At 46.4% G+C, this 18,187-nt stretch carries 15 protein-coding genes and 2 tRNA genes; 9 read left to right on the plus strand and 8 right to left on the minus strand.

Going from position 1 to position 18,187, the window contains the following annotated elements; all coding sequences use genetic code 11:
- Nucleotides 1–65 precede the first annotated feature (65 nt).
- The 4 genes from BMZ56_RS12430 to polA are packed head-to-tail and all read right to left on the minus strand — an operon-like array spanning nt 66 to nt 5,786.
- Nucleotides 66–1,097: a sensor histidine kinase gene (locus BMZ56_RS12430; RefSeq protein ID WP_090627041.1), complete on the minus strand. Its 1,032-nt coding sequence runs from the start codon at nt 1,095–1,097 to the stop codon at nt 66–68.
- Nucleotides 1,098–1,117: 20 nt separating this feature from the next.
- A complete protein-coding gene (locus BMZ56_RS12435; RefSeq protein ID WP_090627043.1) occupies nt 1,118–1,777 on the minus strand; it encodes a phosphatidylserine decarboxylase family protein in 660 nt (219 codons plus the stop codon).
- 51 nt (nt 1,778–1,828) lie between these two features.
- Nucleotides 1,829–2,953, minus strand: a complete 1,125-nt coding sequence (locus BMZ56_RS12440) for a toxin-antitoxin system YwqK family antitoxin (protein ID WP_104443713.1) — start codon at nt 2,951–2,953, stop codon at nt 1,829–1,831.
- 31 nt (nt 2,954–2,984) lie between these two features.
- Nucleotides 2,985–5,786: a DNA polymerase I gene (gene polA, locus BMZ56_RS12445; protein ID WP_090627279.1), complete on the minus strand. Its 2,802-nt coding sequence runs from the start codon at nt 5,784–5,786 to the stop codon at nt 2,985–2,987.
- A 158-nt stretch (nt 5,787–5,944) separates the two neighbouring features.
- On the opposite strand from polA, the gene rsgA reads away from it, so the two are divergent.
- Genes rsgA through BMZ56_RS12460 form a run of 3 tightly spaced genes read left to right on the plus strand, consistent with a single transcriptional unit; the run spans nt 5,945 to nt 9,728 of the window.
- A complete protein-coding gene (gene rsgA, locus BMZ56_RS12450; protein ID WP_090627282.1) occupies nt 5,945–6,871 on the plus strand; it encodes a ribosome small subunit-dependent GTPase A in 927 nt (308 codons plus the stop codon).
- 53 nt (nt 6,872–6,924) lie between these two features.
- Nucleotides 6,925–7,743 (plus strand): purine-nucleoside phosphorylase, encoded by an 819-nt coding sequence (locus tag BMZ56_RS12455; RefSeq protein WP_090627049.1) that lies wholly within the window; start codon nt 6,925–6,927, stop codon nt 7,741–7,743.
- A complete protein-coding gene (locus BMZ56_RS12460) occupies nt 7,740–9,728 on the plus strand; it encodes a putative porin (RefSeq protein WP_090627051.1) in 1,989 nt (662 codons plus the stop codon). Before BMZ56_RS12455 ends, BMZ56_RS12460 begins: the two co-directional genes overlap by 4 nt.
- A 48-nt stretch (nt 9,729–9,776) precedes the next feature.
- Here BMZ56_RS12460 and BMZ56_RS12465 read toward each other — a convergent pair.
- The 3 genes from BMZ56_RS12465 to BMZ56_RS12475 form a co-directional block, all read right to left on the minus strand.
- Nucleotides 9,777–9,850: transfer RNA gene (locus tag BMZ56_RS12465), tRNA-Tyr, on the minus strand.
- The gene (locus BMZ56_RS12470; protein ID WP_090627054.1) at nt 9,844–10,089 is read right to left on the minus strand and encodes a GIY-YIG nuclease family protein; all 246 of its coding nucleotides are present in this window, start codon (nt 10,087–10,089) and stop codon (nt 9,844–9,846) included. Before BMZ56_RS12470 ends, BMZ56_RS12465 begins: the two co-directional genes overlap by 7 nt.
- Before the next feature lie 43 nt (nt 10,090–10,132).
- Nucleotides 10,133–10,207: transfer RNA gene (locus tag BMZ56_RS12475), tRNA-Val, on the minus strand.
- 167 nt (nt 10,208–10,374) lie between these two features.
- On the opposite strand from BMZ56_RS12475, the gene BMZ56_RS12480 reads away from it, so the two are divergent.
- The 5 genes from BMZ56_RS12480 (at nt 10,375) to BMZ56_RS12500 (ending at nt 15,034) form a co-directional block, all read left to right on the plus strand.
- Nucleotides 10,375–11,727 (plus strand): sigma-54-dependent transcriptional regulator, encoded by a 1,353-nt coding sequence (locus tag BMZ56_RS12480; protein WP_090627057.1) that lies wholly within the window; start codon nt 10,375–10,377, stop codon nt 11,725–11,727.
- Between the two features lie 2 nt (nt 11,728–11,729).
- The gene (locus BMZ56_RS12485) at nt 11,730–13,049 is read left to right on the plus strand and encodes a sensor histidine kinase (RefSeq protein ID WP_090627060.1); all 1,320 of its coding nucleotides are present in this window, start codon (nt 11,730–11,732) and stop codon (nt 13,047–13,049) included.
- A 10-nt stretch (nt 13,050–13,059) separates the two neighbouring features.
- Nucleotides 13,060–13,494, plus strand: coding sequence for a low molecular weight protein-tyrosine-phosphatase (locus BMZ56_RS12490; protein ID WP_090627063.1), 435 nt, complete (start codon nt 13,060–13,062; stop codon nt 13,492–13,494).
- 442 nt (nt 13,495–13,936) lie between these two features.
- Nucleotides 13,937–14,278 carry a hypothetical protein gene (locus BMZ56_RS12495; protein WP_090627284.1) on the plus strand — a complete coding sequence of 114 codons (342 nt, stop codon included), beginning with the start codon at nt 13,937–13,939 and terminating at the stop codon, nt 14,276–14,278.
- A 6-nt stretch (nt 14,279–14,284) separates the two neighbouring features.
- Complete coding sequence (locus BMZ56_RS12500; RefSeq protein WP_090627065.1) at nt 14,285–15,034, plus strand: peptidylprolyl isomerase; 750 nt, start codon at nt 14,285–14,287, stop codon at nt 15,032–15,034.
- On the opposite strand, the gene BMZ56_RS12505 is transcribed toward BMZ56_RS12500, so the two are convergent.
- Nucleotides 15,031–16,812 carry an AsmA family protein gene (locus BMZ56_RS12505; protein ID WP_090627068.1) on the minus strand — a complete coding sequence of 594 codons (1,782 nt, stop codon included), beginning with the start codon at nt 16,810–16,812 and terminating at the stop codon, nt 15,031–15,033. The genes BMZ56_RS12500 and BMZ56_RS12505 overlap by 4 nt on opposite strands.
- Before the next feature lie 270 nt (nt 16,813–17,082).
- Here BMZ56_RS12505 and BMZ56_RS12510 point away from each other — a divergent pair, with 270 nt between their 5' ends.
- On the plus strand, nt 17,083–18,180 hold the full coding sequence (locus tag BMZ56_RS12510; protein WP_090627071.1) for a vWA domain-containing protein: 1,098 nt from the start codon (nt 17,083–17,085) through the stop codon (nt 18,178–18,180).
- The last annotated feature ends 7 nt before the right edge of the window (nt 18,181–18,187 follow it).

Genomic DNA, 18,187 nt, shown 5'->3' on the forward strand with positions numbered 1-18,187 from the left:
CAAAATATTTCTGCAAAAATATAACCTTAATGTTAATTTAATGTTAAGTAACAGGTTGTTTCATGTTAACTCTTTATTTTCTCGAGTGTGAATGCAAAGGTGGTTCCCATGCCTTCAGTGCTTCGCACGTTGATGGTCTGCTGGTGAGCTTCGATGATGTGTTTCACAATGGAAAGACCCAATCCGGAACCGCCGATTCTCCGTGAACGGCTCTTGTCGGTCCGGTAAAACCGTTCAAAAATCCTTGGAAGATTCTTTTCGTCAATTCCGATGCCATCGTCGGTCACTTCCACCAATACAGTTTCAAACAATTCGTAAACCCGTATATAGGTATTGCCTTGCGTTTTCCCATATTTAATAGAATTGCTTGTGAGGTTGACCAACACCTGTCTGATTTTCTCCCGGTCGGCCTTTACCAGCATGGAAGAATGATATTTTTCCTTGAAGACCAACGAAATATCGTGTGCTTTGGCTTTATCTTCCATCGAGTCCAGCACCTCTTTAATCAAAATCACCAAATCAAACTTTTGGTAATTGATTGGGATCTGTCCACTTTCCAGCTTGGATATTTCATCGAGGTCTTTAATTAAAAACGCTAATCTATCCAGATTTTGAGACGCTTTGGTCAAAAACTGCATCGCCATTTCCGGATCTTCCTGCATCATGCCGTCTTGCAATGCATCAATATATCCCTGAACAGCAAACAGCGGCGTTTTAAATTCATGTGAGATATTGGCAAGAAATTCCCTTCGGAATTTTTCTTGATCCTTTAATGCGTCTATTTCCCTTTTTTTTTCTTTAGCCCAATCCCTTACCTGCTGTTCTACGTCATTAATGGGATCATCGCTCATTTTTTCTCCCAGGGCGTTTTTCAAGTCCTTACCTAGCTTGAGGTTATGGATCAACTTGTAAATAAGCTTTATCTTGTTATAGATATACCGCTGGAATAAATAATAGAACGCAAAGAAACTGATGGCAAAAGATATCGCGAAGGTAACGAGAAAATGCAGCCAGCTATGCTGGAAATAAAAATTCACGCAGGCGATGGAAATGCCAACGGCACATGCATTGATGAAAACAAGCCAGAGAAACCTCATCGCTGCGACTGATTAAAACGCTACTGAAACCGGCCCAACACCGTAAGGCCGCCGGAGACTTTATCGCCGATTTTCACATCTACTTTCGCGTCCAGGGGTAAAAAAACATCCACCCGCGAACCAAATTTGATAAACCCGAACTCATTCCCCTGTTGTACCGATGCGCCTTTTTCCACATACCAAACGATACGGCGGGCCATGGCTCCGGCAATCTGCCGAAAAAGCACTTCCTTTCCTTGTTCGGTTCGTACGGCTATCGTAGTCCGCTCGTTGAGGGTTGAAGATTTGGGATGCCATGCCACCAGATATTTACCCGGATGGTAGCGAAAAAAAGTTACCAAACCGCTCACCGGGTTCCGATTGATGTGCACGTTGACGGGCGACATGAAAATGGATACCTGTATGCGTTTGTCTTGAAAATATTCCATTTCCTCCACTTCTTCAATCACGACTACCTTACCATCTGCCGGGCACAAAATTAAATTTTCATCGGTAGTGATGTGCCGTCGGGGACTTCTGAAAAACTGAAGAATCGTTACAAACAGCAAAAATGACAGAACGTAAGTGAGCCAGACAATCCATGTAGCATCTGGTATAAAATAGTGCACCAAAGCATTCGCGACAAAAATAACCAATGCCGCGATCGCGATGCTGGTATATCCTTCCTTGTGAATTGTCATATCTTGAATTTAGTAGGCGAAGTTAGGCAACTTGCCGAGGTTATGCAAGTGTCAAATACCTTTCTCGCGCCGTATCTTTACGTCAAAGAAACGGAGTTTACGGTCGGCAGCATCGGGAAATACTTCCATCGTCACGGTGAGTGTATCGTTGATGAATTCCCCGTTTGCAAATGAAGGAAACCAAAACGTCACCCACTGGATTCCTTCCCTCAATAAATCGGCATAGCGTTTCCCAGCAAACGTGCTGTCCATTTCAATTTTTCCGGATTCCCCCGTTCGGGTCACCGCAACCGTAAATTTAATGTGCAGCGGATCCGGCATTTCAGCTACTTTGCCTTCAAACCAGTCTTCCAGGTGTTGGCTCAGGTAGCCTGTAAATCCCGAATATTCATCGATTGCGCATTCTTTGCCGATAAGTGCTTCCCCACGGGTAAAAAAATCCACCGGTAGCAGTCGGTATCTAGGTGCATCGAAAAACTCTTCGTCTTTATAGCTTTCATACCCACGGATGAAACGACCGTGTTGATAGAATTCGTGACCTGCGCCCTCCTTCTTTCCGTCGTCAAACACATATTCGATGATCCAATTGCCATGCGGCTGACCATCTACCACCTTTCCTTTCCGATTGTACCGCATGTACCCGAACTCGTTGTAGCCATCGGCTTCAATGGCAAATTCGTATTTTCCATTTCCGTTGATTACCTGTTGGCGGCCACGCCGGTCCCAGAAATTGCGGATCTTTATCCCCTCATCGCCGTATTCCACTTCAAGTAACGGCTTTCCATCCGGGTAGGAGTACTTCCATAATCCGTCAGGAACATCCTGTATATAGGTGCCTTCCCACTTGAGGTGCCCATTGGGATGATACGCGGTAAATTTTCCCTCTTTCTTGCCGTTTAGGTAACTCCCCCGCAAAACCACCCGACCCTCATTATTAAAATCGATGAATGGGCCGATAAACATCCGTTGCGGGAAATCATAGTTTGCCACACGTTCGACTGCCTTGAACTGGCAATTCTTATCTGCCAGAAAATAATGGTCATCATAGAAAAACCGAGTCTGTCCGTTGGGAGCACTCTCGTAGTAAACAGGAGGCTTTGGGACGGTATCCAGCCCATGGGCCAAGACCATCGAAGCAGGAATCAACAACAAATAGATGAGCAGAGATACTCTCATAGCGACCTAAACTAAGCGAAACAGCAATACACTAATGTGCTTCCAGCCAATTACGGCCCTCCCCCAATTCAACCACGATCGGCACAGACATGACCAACGCATTTTTCATATGCGTTTCAGCAAGCTCCCGGAATATAGGTAGCTCTTCCTTCGGGACATCAAACACCAACTCGTCATGTACTTGCATCGTCATTCTACCACGCAATCCGCGTTGCTTGATTGCTTCGTGAATCGCGATCATGGCTACCTTGATCATATCCGCCGCCGAGCCTTGAATCGGCGCATTGATGGCATTTCGCTCGGCAAAACCCCTTACCGTTTGGTTGGCCGAATTGATATCTCTCAAGTAACGACGCCGTTTCAGTAATGTTTCCACGAAGCCATTTTCTTTGGCGAAATTGATGGTGTCGTTCATATACCGCTTGATACCGGGATATTGGGCAAAATACTGTTCAATGATCTGTGCAGCCTCCGTACGCGGAATACCTAGGTTTTGGGAGAGGCCGAAGGCCGACTGGCCATAGATAATGCCAAAATTAACCGCTTTGGCGTTTCTACGTTGTTCGGATGTCACTGCTTCAAGCGACACGCCATATACTTTGGCGGCGGTAGCGCGATGCACATCCAGTCCTTTTGCAAATGCATCCAACATACCCTCATCACCGCTCATGTGAGCCACCAGCCGCAACTCAATCTGCGAATAATCGGCAGACAAGATCACATGGTCGTCGTCCTTGGCGATAAACGCTTTGCGTACCTCCCGTCCGCGCTCCGTCCGGATGGGGATATTTTGGAGATTGGGATTTGTCGAACTCAGCCGGCCCGTGGCAGCCACGGCTTGGTTATAGGACGTGTGCACTCGCCCCGTAATCGGATTGATCAACTGGGGCAATGCATCCACATACGTCGATTTGAGTTTTTGCAATTGCCTGAATTCCAGAATATCCTTTACAATGTCACTCTTAGGAGCCAGTGCTAAGAGTACATCTTCGCCGGTTTTGTACTGTCCGGTCTTGGTTTTCTTGGCTTTGGGGTCAAGCTGTAATTTCTCAAAAAGCACCTCGCCCAATTGTTTTGGCGAAGCGATGTTAAACCGCACGCCTGCCTTTTCATAAATGGTTTTCTCAATTGCTGAAGAATCCCGTTCTAAGGTTTCCGAAAATTGCCTAAGTACCGGCACATCGATATTGACGCCGCATTGTTCCATTTCGGCAAGTACATGCACCAATGGAAATTCAACGTTCCGGGCTAGTTCAGTTGCCTCTGCCTGTTCCAGTAATGGCTCAAAAACCGCTTTCAACTGTAAGGTAATGTCTGCATCCTCGGCGGCGTATTCTTTGATGGTTTCTATGTCGACATCTTGCATATTTCCCTGTTTTTTGCCCCGTGGACCAATCAGCTCGGTAATAGCGATGGGCGTATAACCAAGGTAATTCTCAGCCAGCGCATCCATACCGTGCCGGGTATCCGGATCGATCAGGTAATGTGCCAGCATAGTGTCAAACAGGGGGCCGTGTACGGCGATGCCATACCGGGCGAGTAAGAGGATATCATACTTAATATTCTGGCCGATTTTTTCAATCGCCTCATTTTCGAATACGGGTTTGAAATAGGCCAATAACCGCAGGCATTCGGCGCGGTCAGGACAAGCAGGAACATACCAAGCCTTTCCCGGTTCAACGGCAAACGAAAGTCCCACCAAATCTGCGGTGTTGGCATCCGTACCGGTGGTTTCCGTATCAAAACAAAAACGCTGCTGTTTAGACAGCAAAGCGGCCAGCTCCTGTTGCAGCTCCGGCGTATCTGCCAGAAAATACGCATGCGGTGTATTGTGAACACTTCGGCCAGCGGAGGGCGGCACATATTCGGCTGCCGCACCCGGTGCTTGCAGGCTGTTGTCGGCTGCATTTCCGAACAGATCCATCTGTGCACCGACTGCTGGTTTTGCGTCCAGCACGTTAAATTCTTCACCAAAAACCCGCTTGCCCAGCGTACGGAACTCTAATTCGGCAAAAAGCGGCTCTAGCGCTTCCCGGTCGGGTTCGCGGAGTACTAATTTCTCCTCTTCCAACTCAACGGGCACATCCAGCTGAATGGTCGCCAGCTTCTTCGAAATCAATCCCTGCTCAGCAAATGTTTCGAGGTTTTCCTTTTGCTTTCCTTTGAGTTGATCTGTATTGGCCAATATATTTTCCATAGAACCGAAGCGCTTGATCAAGTCTTTGGCCGTCTTTTCGCCGATACCCGGTATACCGGGTATATTATCCACCGAATCTCCCCAAAGGCCCAGGATATCGATGACCTGCTGAACGTCTGTTACTTCCCATTTTTCCAGGATTTCCTTCACACCGAGTACTTCCGCTCCATTGCCCAACCGGGCAGGTTTATAGATGAAAATATGCTCCGAAACCAATTGGCCGAAATCCTTGTCAGGTGTCATGCAATATACCGTATAGCCTCGGGTTTCAGCCTGTTTTGCCAACGTGCCGATGATGTCGTCGGCCTCATAGCCATCTAATGTGATAAGAGGGATATTGAATCCTTCTATCAATTTATAGACGTAGGGGATCGCTGCTGCCAGATCTTCAGGAATGGCTTGTCGGTTTGCTTTATAAGATTCGAACTCGGCATGGCGATTGGTGGGCGCCATTGTATCAAATACGACGGCTATGTGCGAAGGTTGCTGTGTCCGCAATAATTCAAGTAGTGTATTGGCAAACCCGAATATTGCAGACGTGTTAAATCCCGATGACGTAATTCGAGGCGTTTTACTCAATGCAAAATAAGCCCTGTAAATTAAGGCCATACCGTCTAAAAGAAATAATTTTTTCACGGGCAATCCACGTATTGGTATGATGCAAAGATACTGTTTTGTTTTTTCGGGTTTTTGTTTTTTCGTTTTTCCTGTAGATGGGCGATGTGTCTTTTGCTAAATTTTACGACTTTTGTGACAATGGCAGCAAGTACAAAGGGATACAACCAGGTAATCGGATGAAAGGTCTTGTCACCAAATCAACGGGGAGCTGGTACGAGGTGCTTGCCGACGATGGCAGCACCTACAACAGCCGGATCAAAGGAAAATTCCGAACCAAGGATATCAAAACAACCAATCCTATTGCGGTTGGCGATTGGGTGGATATAACCCTTGAAGCAGGCGCTATGGCCAAAACGGCCATCATTGTACACCTGCATGAACGGAGAAACTACATCATCCGCAAGTCCATAAACCTATCAAAGCAAGCCCAGATTATTGCTGCTAATCTGGACCAAGCGTTTCTGGTGGTTACATTGGCTTCGCCGTTCACCTCGTTGGGATTCATTGACCGCTTTCTGGTTACTGCAGAGGCATACGACATACCTGCTGGATTGATATTCAACAAACTGGATCTGTTTTCCGAAGAAGGGTTAACCATACTGCGCGATTATGAAACCATTTATCAAAACATTGGATACCCCTGTCATGAGGTTTCCGCGCTCAAGGGTATTAACATCGAAACCTTCAAAGATCTACTTCAGGATAAGACCACACTGATTTCCGGTCATTCCGGTGTGGGCAAATCTACGCTGATCAATGCCATCCACCCGGAAGCTGGACTCCGTACGGCGGCCGTCTCAGAATGGTCGGACAAAGGTAAACATACGACAACCTTCGCCGAAATGTTCTTGCTTCCCTTTGGTGGACAGCTGATCGATACACCTGGAATACGCGAATTGGGGATCATCGACATTGAACAGCAGGAACTTGGGCATTTCTTTCCTGAAATGCGTGCGTTGATGAACGATTGCCGATTTAATAATTGCCGTCACATCAACGAGCCTGGTTGTGCGGTATTGACCGCACTTCGTGAAGGAAAGATTGCTCCGAGCCGCTACGAAAGTTACCTGAGTATCTACCATGGCAACGATACACGGACATAGTTTTTGCAGCTTGCGAATTTTACGTTAAGTTTGGGCAACAAGTTTTAGGGACTATGTTTCATTTAATTGAAGAGACCACATCGTTTATTACACACCGTATCGGCGATTTCACCCCCGAGTTTGGGGTTATTCTGGGTACAGGATTGGGCAAACTTGCTGAAGAGGTCGAAATCGACTATCAGTTGATGTATGCCAATATCCCCAACTTCCCAATTTCCACTGTAGAGTTTCATACCGGAAAATTGATATTCGGCACCTTGCATGGCCGGCGTATTGTGGCGATGCAAGGACGACTTCACTATTATGAAGGATACAGTATGCAACAGATTACTTTTCCCGTCCGGGTAATGAAGGCACTGGGAATACAAAAGCTCTTCGTGTCGAATGCCTCCGGTTCGCTCAATCCGGCAATACGGAAAGGTAACCTGGCCGTTATTGAGGATCATATCAATCTTTTGCCAGACAATCCGTTGCGCGGAGCTAACGACGTCCGCTTTGGCCCGCGCTTTCCAGATATGAGCAGACCGTACGACACCGAGATGATTCAACAAGGGTTGGCCATCGCCCAAGAGAAGGGCATCACAACCCACCGTGCCGTTTATGTATCCACGCCGGGACCGAATCTGGAAACTCGGGCTGAATACCGCTATATGCGCTTCATCGGGGGAGACATCGTGGGAATGAGTACTGTGCCCGAAGTTATTGTGGCGAATCACATGGGATTGCCCGTCTTCGCTATTTCGGTCATTACAGACGAAGGATTCCATGAAGACCTAAAGCCTGTCTCGCTTGCCGAAATCGTCGAGGTAGCCGCTGCTGCCGAACCAAAAATGGCGTTAATATTGAAAGAATTGGTAGCTTTGCAGCAATGAATATCCTGCTGCGTGTTTTGCTGCTCTCACTGTGTTCGTTGTCTTTCCTGCCGGTACTGCACGCGCAAGAGGGGGAATTCAGCAGCGCACTCGACTCGGCGCGCGCGGCAGAAGATAGCAAGGAAGACACGGTGATTTATTCGGCAAGGTACGTGCGGTATACCACCCTTGACATGATGAAGCAGGGTACATTCACGTATCAGATCGATACGCTCCACCAGAATTTCCAGTATTATAACCCACAAAATCAGCCGATGAATCCCAGCATTCATCTGGGGAGTTACGGACTGGCTACGCGCGACCTGCTATTCGTTCCCAATAAAACCATTAGTTTCCAAACCGGATTTCATAGTTTGGAACGATACCTTTACCGATCTGATTCCGTCAAGTACTATCGCGCACGCGCGCCCTTTTCAGAATTGTATAATGTGGGTTTCTTTTTCGATGATCAAATCATTCGGGCCAAAGTAACCCAGAATATCACTCCACGGCTAAACATTGGCGGCGAGTTTCATGCCGCGCGCGCCGATGGCTATTATACCAACCAGCGATATAATGATTTAAAATCAGCCGTATTTGCCTGGTATGAATCTTCAAACCATCGGTATAATTTATTGACGAATGCAGTGTTCAATAAGCTTATTTCTACGGAAAACGGATCCATACTCAACGACACGGTTTTCCGCGATCCAGAGCGGGAAGCAAGTGACGCCGAACGCACAAAACTTATCGAAACACGCGATGATCGTCCTAGGCACACATGGCGTGACAACACGATCTTTCTCCGGCAAAGCCTCTTTGTGGGGCGGCTGGACACCATACAAGCAGGTGAACCCGAGCAGCAGATACTGCCTACTAACCGAATGTCACACAGCTTGAAGCTGCATTTTCAGAATTTTCAGTTTTATAAGAATGAGGAGGATAGTTACGGAGCTTTCCCCTTTGTACAAAGCAAATTGACAGAAGATACGACACAGGTTACGACCATTACCAATGATTTTGGTTATAGCTTTTATCTGCGGGGAAAATCGCTTGCGTTTATTAAAAATGAGGTGAAACTTGATTTGGGATACCAACACGACATGTATTGGTATCGCGACCGAGCATACCATACATTCTTGCAAAATAACACCCTTAAAGCCGGCATCGGATACCGCTTCAGTGATCGGGTCAATATTACCGGAGACCTGAACCAAATCGTGCAGGGGGCGAACTTTGGAGACTATCTTTACGAAGCCAAAGCTGATATTCTGCTAAGCAATGCCATTGGCCGGGTTGTGTTGGGTGCCTATACGCAGAACAAATCACCTGAATGGCTGTTTCAACGCGTTAATTACACATACCATCAATGGGATCATAGTTTTGAAAAGACGAAAACCACTAACTTTTCATTTTCTTACCGGAATGCCACTATCGGATTCTCGGGAAAGGCTGAATATTTTCTCATCAGTAATCATCTCTATTACAAAGAAGTGGATAATCCGAGTTTTGATCCCCGTAAATTGCGCGTTATCGAACCAACACAACTCGGAAATAACATTAACCTGTTAAAGCTATCCGTCGGTCAAAACTTTACATTAGGAAGGTTTCATTTCAAAAATTATGCGGTGTACCAAAAGTCAGATTACAATGCGGTACTAGCCATCCCCGAATTGTACACCTGGCATAGTCTTTATTACAACGGACTGCTTTATAAAATTGTGGATTTCAACCTTGGCTTTGATGTCCGCTTCAACACTCCGTTCCGGACGCCCTCATACGCGATTAATATCGGTCAGTTTTACAACGACAATGTGGGCATCGAATATTCTACTTACCCCATTGCAGATGTATGGGCTACAGCAACCCTTAAGCGGGCCAATCTCTTCCTGAGCTATAATTTCGTAAACCAGCACGTATGGCCCGTAGGATATTATACGGTGCGCAGGTATCCGATGAATAACGCCAATCTCCGGATAGGTATTGCCTGGAAATTTTACGATTAAGGGATTGTTTCTCAAGAAAAAAGAATACCTGCCAGTTGGCGGGTGTTGTGGGAGCTACAGGGTTCGAACCAGTGACCCTCCCGACTTATGGTCGGGATGCTCTGAACCAGCCGAGCTAAGCTTTGCTGATCAACCGTTCTATCATCGTGCGGCTTTTCCATGATTTGATCTGCCGCTCGCGAAGCGTAGCGTCATGTTTTGATGGATAGGCTTCCCGGTAAACCAGCATCCAGTCACTGGCGCGGCCGGTGAAACCGCTGTGATTGGTATTGTGCCTTCTGAGCCGCTGGGGAATATCGTTGCAGGATCCGATGTAATAGCGGTCCAAAGAAGCGGAATAAATGATGTAAAGATAATGCATAGGTTTTCAGGAAAAAAGAACACCCGCCAGTTGGCGGGTGTTGTGGGAGCTACTGGGTTCGAACCAGTGACCCCCTGCTTGTAAGGCAGGTGCTCTGAACCAGCTGAGCTAAGCTCCCATCGTTTTGGGATTGCAAATATAGTGCTGTAAATCGATATTCAAAATTATTTTTTTCATTTTTTGCAAGCCGAACTTATAATTGTAGTTTTACGTTTTGATTGGGCGGTGTGTACTGCCCACGTTCAAGGAAAAAACACGACGCCGCTTAAGAACTAAATATTCCCAATGAAAAATTCGCGCATATTAATCATAGACGACGATCCGGATGTGTTAACCGCCGTGCGACTATTACTTAAACAGCAAGTAGATAAAGTCATTACTGAACATAATCCCGAGCAGATTCCGTCGATACTCGCGAAGGAGACACCCGACCTTGTGTTGCTGGACATGAACTTTAAAAGCACCCTTAACACCGGAAACGAGGGGCTGTATTGGCTCAGTCGTATAAAAGCCATCAAACCCGATTTGCCGGTGGTCATGATTACAGCTTACGGTGCGATTGACTTAGCGGTGACATCACTCAAACAAGGAGCCGCTGATTTCGTTGTAAAGCCTTGGCAAAATGAACAGCTGATCGGCGTAATTACCGGGTTGCTATCCAAAAAAGATCGCAAGAGAGCTACTAATCCCGCGAAAAGTATGGATTCAGAATTCATCGGACAATCGGAGGTGGTGCTTGATTTGTTATATAAGGTCAATAAAATTGCCCCTACAGATGCCAATATTCTTGTATTAGGTGAGAATGGTACGGGAAAAGACCTGATCGCAACTGCAATCCATAAACAATCTGCACGGTCAGACCGACCTTTTATCAAAGTGGATGTAGGAGCTCTCACGGAAACCTTGTTTGAAAGTGAGCTTTTCGGTCACAAAAAAGGAGCGTTTACCGATGCCCGGGAAGATCGTGTAGGCCGTTTCGAGGCCGCAAACGGCGGTACGCTATTCCTGGATGAAATAGGTAACATTTCACTCCAACAGCAAGCGAAATTACTTAGCGTTTTGCAAAACAGGCAGGTTATACCACTTGGAAGCAATACCCCTATTCCAATAGATATCCGATTGGTCTGCGCAACCAATGTTCCCCTGGCAGATTTAGCCAACGAAAACCGTTTCCGTAAAGATCTTATCTACCGCATCAACACGGTAGACTTGCAAGTGCCGCCACTGCGTGAACGAGGTGACGACATTCTTCGCATTGCTCGTTACTTCCTCCAAAAATATGCGGAGAAATATAGAAAGGCGATTGTGGATTTCGACCAGGGAGCTGCGCAAAAGCTTCTTCGGTATCACTATCCGGGGAATGTCCGGGAGCTCCAATATAGTATTGAGCGGGCTGTTATTATGGCCGATGGTGAAATTCTCGGAGCCGAAGATCTTATTTTCTCCGCCATAGAACAAACTTCACAAAGCCAATCGGTTCAACGGCAGCTCCCGGAAGAGCATAATCTCGTCGAACTCGAACGCATCACCATCGCCAATGTGGTGGAAAAACATGGCGGAAATATCAGCAAGGCTGCGAAAGAACTCGGAATCACACGGACCGCACTTTACCGACGGCTGAGTAAATACGATCTTTAAAAATGCGGCGATTTCGGCGGTTGATTTTTTTCCGGGCCTTGCTGCTTTTGGTAGCGCTAACTGGTCTAGCTTATTTACTATTCCAAGAACGCTACCTGTATGCTGCATTAGTAAGCCCCTTTTGCATCTGGATGCTTACGCTCAACTTTCGATCGCAATTACGGGCATATAAAGAGCTGGAGGAATTTGCCGAAGCCGCCCGGTACCGCGATTTTACGCGTCATTTTCCGCTTAGCTATGCGAAGGCGGAATTGCTTCCCCTGCGGAGTGCTTTTAACGAGATAAACGGCGTTTTCAAGAAAATTAGTAGTGAACGCGAAACCCAATATCAGTATTTGCACCAGATTCTGGAAATCGTCGATACCGCCATATTGTCTTATAATGCCGACACACACCAGATTGTTTGGATGAATGAGGCATTCAAAAAGCTGTTTCGCATTCCTTACCTGCATAAGTTCGAAGCACTTCAACGCAGGAATGAAGATCTTTATCATAAAACCATGCAGTTGGTCCCTGGAGAGCAAACCTTACTCAGTGTCAATGCCGCGGGGGGAAATATTAAGCTTCTGCTCACTGCAAGCTATTTTCAGACGCCCGAAGGAAAATTTCGGCTCGTAGTGTATCAAAATGTTAATGAAGCTATCGACGAAACGGAATCCAAGGCCTGGCAAAAATTACTGAGTGTACTCACGCACGAGATCATGAACTCCATTGCACCTATATCGTCGTTGGCCGATACCCTAAAAAGCCGTTTGGACAACATGCCCACCAGCGAAGATCTCGACGACGTCCGCTTAGGTACTGAAACGATAAAACGTCGAAGCGAAGGACTGCTCAAATTTGCAGGCACCTACCGCTCACTGAATAAAATCGAGCGCCCCAGTCTCAGCAAGGTATACGCTGCTGACCTTTTCGAAAACTTATATCAGCTCATGGAGCCCTCGCTCATCCAGAAAAATATTGAGCTGGATATTATCTTAAAAGATACACAACTGCAGCTGGAACTGGATGTGAATTTAGTTGAACAAGTGCTAATTAATCTGCTACTCAATGCGATGGAGGCTGTTAAAGAGATGCCTAGTCCGTACATTTCGCTCTCTGCTGCCGCTAATGACGGAAAACCGCAGATTAAGATAAGCGACAATGGAAAAGGTATCCCGTCCGATTTGCTCGAAAGTATTTTTATCCCGTTCTTTACCACGCGAAAGACCGGCAGCGGCGTGGGCCTCACCCTGAGCAAGCAAATTATGCTGCTACATGGTGGCAATATCTTGGTCCAAAGTGAAGAAGGAAAAGGCAGTGTGTTTACTTTGCAGTTTTAAATAGTGATCCATGAATATTTTAATGGTGTGTCTCGGCAATATATGCCGCTCTCCGCTGGCGCATGGTGTATTGCAGCACATGGCCAATCAAAGAGGGCTTAACTGGACCATAGAGTCTGCCGGTATCGGCGGCTGGCATGTGGGAAATCCGCCAGATCACCGCGCAATTATGGTCGCCAAGCAGCATGGCATCGACATTCGCCAACAGCGGGCACAGCAGTTCCGTGATGACCATTTCGATGCGTTCGACCATATATTCGCTATGGATCGTGCGAACCTCCGCAATTTAATGGCCCGGGGCAAAACAGCCGGACAACGTGCACGTATACAACTGTTCCTGGAAGACAGTGAAGTTCCCGATCCGTATTATGACAATCACCTGTTTGAGCCCGTTTATCAGCTGGTGCAACAGCGGTGCAACGAACTGATCGAGATCTTGAGTTAACGGGTCTAAAATAAAAAAAAGCGCCACCGAAGCGACGCCTTTCCAGATACTAAAACAAACAGTTCATACTATATTTAAGTAATTTACCGTTTTCTTCAATATACCCCGGGGAGAGATATTACGTTGTTAAAATCTTACTTGTAGTTCCAAATAACGCTTAGTGAGGTAAACAATACTGTGCCACAATTTAAGTGTATTTAGCAAATAGCCATTATTTTATTAACCCCTTTTCAATTGATTTGAAAATCAATATCATAGTGAGGGAAGGCTTGTTTTGTTTCGTAACGGCAACACGGGAAATTCCAATTTGTTGACCATTTCTCACACGCCGACCGGGGAATTATTCCCCAAACTGTTGCCGGTCTCCCCCAGTCAAATTACATGCCTGCTGTTCTGAAAGGGGGATTCACCAAACACGTGTATTTTTATGTACTTTTGCCCGGTGAACGCATCGTTAATCAATCGGAAATGGGCCGAATTGCAAGCGGATACCGCTGAGCAGTTTGAGATGGAAAAGCCCGACATCAAGATCATGCTGTTCCTGATCGGTGTTCAGGAATTGGGTAAAGGCCCGATGAAGTTTTCCAAGCGGCAAAAAGAGGAGCTGATGCATATCGCTACCTGTAGGCTTTTCAGTGCCATGGGTTTTTACGAATTGGAGGGGTTGGATCAGGATGGCTGGCCACATTGGCGACTCATCAAACCCATACCCAACTACACCCTTCTCGAACAGGAAATGCTTCTAAAGTCACTCATTATCGATTATTTTGAAGAAAACAGGTAACCCATTATGAAACGAATTTTGGCCGTAGTAACGCTTCTTATATTCTTTACGCTATCATCACACGCAGCCCCGCCTCATAAATATGTCCGTGTGATCACCACCCAGGGCGAATGCCTGCTGAAACTATATGACGAAACACCGTTGCATCGCGACAACTTTCTCAAACTGGCACGCCAGGGATATTACGATGACCTGCTATTTCATCGCGTCATCCGTAATTTTATGATCCAGGGGGGCGATCCTGACTCCCGCTTTGCCGCAGAAAGGCAGCAATTGGGTAAAGGAGGACCGGATTACACTATTCCGGCGGAATTCAACGACAGCCTGTTCCACAAAAAAGGTGCGATTGCAGCTGCACGCGATGAAAACCCAGAAAAGGCTTCCAGTGGCTCCCAATTTTATCTCGTGCAGGGTAGGACATTTACGGATGCGGGCCTCGATAGTTTGGAGCAATTGCGATTGGGAGGGCGCAAAATTCCGGCTTACCAACGTGAAGTATATAAAACCTTGGGCGGAACGCCCCATCTCGATCAAAACTATACGGTATTTGGCGAACTCGTTTCCGGCGTCGATGTCATCGACCGCATCGCCGCTGTAAAGACTGATCGCTACGACCGACCCCTACAGGACCAACGCATGGATATGATTCCACTTACACGCAGGGAGGCAATCAACCTCGAACGTGAACAGGCAGGGCAACCTCCTAAAAATGGTATATTTATCAAATTTTTAGACTTGTTCAAACCGAAATATTAATCCCGATCGTCATTTCCTTTGTCCTTTTTTCGGAATACGCGTTTAAAGAAACCGCCTGTCTTTTCTTTTACCTTTTTAGCGTCTTCGGCCGCATTCATAATCTTTTGTTCCCTTTCGGGACTGACGCCTGCGCATTCTTTGATTCCTTGGAGCAGGCTCTGCCATACCGTCTTAAAAAATGAATAGGTATGCGGCCGCGTATAATTGATTCTGCCGGTGTGGTATTTGCCATTTGCGTCGGGATTACTGTCATTGATGATGAAACTATTCGCTAGGAAGGAAACTACTTTCATCGATCCCTTTTTGCCATTCTCTTCCGTGGTCAGCAAATTAAGTCGCATATTGTTATAGTCAAAACGCAGTGATCCCCTTGATCGGTAATCGTCTGCTGAGACGTCAAAACTTACCCGTTTGATGTTGGCATTGGCTACCTCCGCATTCAGCAGGGGGATTACAATCCGATTGAGCGGCCTCCCATTCATCGGGCCAAGTAATCCCTTATAGGTATACGCGCCACGCTTATCCAGCATATCAAATGCAAATTCCACATCCAATTTGCCGATATCCATTAGATACGTTGTCAGGTCTGCCGTCATTGTTTTATTCTCAATCAGTGCCAGCGAATCGTTGGTCACGTTGTAGAACACACCGTTTGTCCGGTCGAAAGTGATTTTTCCCTCCTTTTGGTATTTACGGCTCACTTCGGCATAACTGATGTCTACGTTATTCAGCACAACCGAATCGATTTTCAGCGACTGTTTCATTTTCAGCAGTAACTGATGCGGCGATTTACCAATCTTATCGGTAGGGTGCTTTGGATAGCGTAAGTCGTTGGAGATGAGTACTGTTCCGCTGTCTATGTGCAGACTGCCCGCATGTATATTCTGATTGTTCACAAAGCGTTGCAAGTCTATGTCTTCTAGACGTATGGTCGGAAACGCGATCACCGCCATATCCTTCGCCATTTTTTTCCGTTTATAAAATTCCTCTTTGCTCATCCGTGGAGCATATTTAAATCCGGTAAGTGTTACCTGTTTATATAATGTTGCAATCTGCAGCCGGTCGAAACTTACGTAATAAAAGCTGTCGGGTGTTTCATACCGGAATCCAGGCACATCCACGTCAATGGCCCGGGTGTGATAAAATCGGGTGGAATCAAACTGTGAGGCCGAATCGATCAGAATGTCACTCACTTTTACATTCAGGTTGTTTAATACCGTTTCGTTAATGGCCGTGTCTGTTTTCTTTGAAAATTTGAAGTGAATATCATTGAAATGCACATTACCCACACTCACCTCATTAAGGATGCTTGATATGCGCTGGTAAAGTGTTTGTGTATCTCGCTTTATAACAATCGTATCGTTGTATGCATGGTATTTGTTCAAGATGTGGATACTAGGTGTATCGATGGTGATATCATCAATCTGCAACCTGCGATCGGTCAGAATCCGCCGTGGATGAAAGCTTCGGATCCGTAGGTTTTCAATACGGATGTTATACGCGTTGTCAGGCGCCTGATGTTGGCGCTCCAGTTCGGCATATCGTGCACTGTCAACGGTTAGCCGCAGACTTTTGATGGATGCATTGCCCGTGATCAAGTTGAAATTCAAATCGTCGTATCCAATCACATAGAGACTGTCGGTCGACTTGATTACGGCCTCCTTAATTTGTGCATCCAATATTGGCTTCCAATGGCGGCCCAGATACCATGCGCCCACTATTACGATTATCAGCAGGCTTGTTATAACACCAATAACCCATTTCCAAATCGGCTTCATACATCAGAAGGTAACGCTTACTATCGATAATTTTTTTTATATATAACCGTACAAATGTTGACGGAGAAACAATAACGATTATGAAACCTGCCAGTTCAGCGCCTGACGCCAAAGGCGGTGAAAATGCAGGGCCCATTAGATCACTAAAAACAATTAGTTCCTAATGAATGTTTTCGTAAAAATACAGAATTGTCGACAAATCGCTGTAATGTAAAAAAACAGCAGGCGATTGGCACAGTCGTAAAAAAGAGCTAACTTAGACAGAAATATATGCGCGGTTATCTTTTTTCACAATATATTCCCAGCACATTGCCCAAAGGCAGTTTTGACGAACTGCTAAAGCTTTTCATGCAATTACTGCAATACACGGCCGGAGACGCCGAAGAAGCATTGGCTTGGCTCAATGAATTGGACAAACAATACAACCTGACGAACGACGAGTATGGGATCGGTGATTTTATACAGGAGCTTAAAGACAAAGGATACCTCAGTGACGACTCAGGTTCTGGGGAATTCCGGATTACGGCCAAAAGCGAGCAAACCATCCGCCAGTCCGCATTAGAAGAAATTTTCGGTAAACTCCGCAAAAGTGGCCGGGGCAACCACAACAGCAATCTATCCGGTTTGGGCGAAGAAAAGAATGCCGATCGGCGCGAATACCAATATGGCGATAGCCTGGACCAGATCGACATGACCACCTCCATCCACAATGCGCAGGTAAATCACGGAATTGGTAATTTCATGCTCACGGAACGGGATCTGGAAGTAGAAGAGCGCGACTACAAGACACTGACGTCCACCGTGCTGATGATCGACATCTCCCACAGTATGATCCTCTACGGCGAAGATCGCATCACACCCGCCAAGAAAGTCGCCATGGCATTGGCGGAGCTGATCCATACCCGCTATCCAAAGGACACGCTGGATATCGTTGTATTTGGCAACGATGCGTGGCCCATCACCCTCAAAGACCTGCCGTATCTGCAGGTGGGGCCCTATCACACCAATACGCTGGCCGGCCTGGAACTGGCTACCGACCTGCTACGCAGGCGCAAGACCCATAATAAACAAATCTTTATGATTACCGATGGCAAACCAACTTGTCTGAAAGAAAATGGCCGCTATTATAAAAACAGTGTCGGATTGGACCGTAAGGTAGTCAACAAAACACTCAACATGGCGGCCCAGTGTAAACGGCTCAATATTCCCATCACGACGTTTATGATTGCCCGCGACCCTTATCTGCAACAATTTGTGCGCCAGTTTACGGAAACCAACGGAGGCAAGGCGTTTTACAGCTCTCTTCAAGGACTCGGCGAGTACATCTTTGAAGACTACATCCGTAACCGGCGAAAAACTGTACGGTAATTGTGCA

The organism is Parapedobacter indicus (genome assembly GCF_900113765.1).
GTDB classification, from domain to species: Bacteria; Bacteroidota; Bacteroidia; order Sphingobacteriales; family Sphingobacteriaceae; genus Parapedobacter; species Parapedobacter indicus.

Coding starts and splice junctions, on each gene's coding strand:
- BMZ56_RS12430 (WP_090627041.1), bottom strand. CDS start 1,097: ATGAGGTTTCTCTGGCTTGTTTTCATCAATGCATGTGCCGTTGGCATT.
- BMZ56_RS12435 (WP_090627043.1), bottom strand. CDS start 1,777: ATGACAATTCACAAGGAAGGATATACCAGCATCGCGATCGCGGCATTG.
- BMZ56_RS12440 (WP_104443713.1), bottom strand. CDS start 2,953: ATGAGAGTATCTCTGCTCATCTATTTGTTGTTGATTCCTGCTTCGATG.
- rsgA (WP_090627282.1), top strand. CDS start 5,945: ATGAAAGGTCTTGTCACCAAATCAACGGGGAGCTGGTACGAGGTGCTT.
- BMZ56_RS12455 (WP_090627049.1), top strand. CDS start 6,925: ATGTTTCATTTAATTGAAGAGACCACATCGTTTATTACACACCGTATC.
- BMZ56_RS12460 (WP_090627051.1), top strand. CDS start 7,740: ATGAATATCCTGCTGCGTGTTTTGCTGCTCTCACTGTGTTCGTTGTCT.
- BMZ56_RS12470 (WP_090627054.1), bottom strand. CDS start 10,089: ATGCATTATCTTTACATCATTTATTCCGCTTCTTTGGACCGCTATTAC.
- BMZ56_RS12480 (WP_090627057.1), top strand. CDS start 10,375: ATGAAAAATTCGCGCATATTAATCATAGACGACGATCCGGATGTGTTA.
- BMZ56_RS12485 (WP_090627060.1), top strand. CDS start 11,730: ATGCGGCGATTTCGGCGGTTGATTTTTTTCCGGGCCTTGCTGCTTTTG.
- BMZ56_RS12490 (WP_090627063.1), top strand. CDS start 13,060: ATGAATATTTTAATGGTGTGTCTCGGCAATATATGCCGCTCTCCGCTG.
- BMZ56_RS12500 (WP_090627065.1), top strand. CDS start 14,285: ATGAAACGAATTTTGGCCGTAGTAACGCTTCTTATATTCTTTACGCTA.
- BMZ56_RS12505 (WP_090627068.1), bottom strand. CDS start 16,812: ATGAAGCCGATTTGGAAATGGGTTATTGGTGTTATAACAAGCCTGCTG.
- BMZ56_RS12510 (WP_090627071.1), top strand. CDS start 17,083: ATGCGCGGTTATCTTTTTTCACAATATATTCCCAGCACATTGCCCAAA.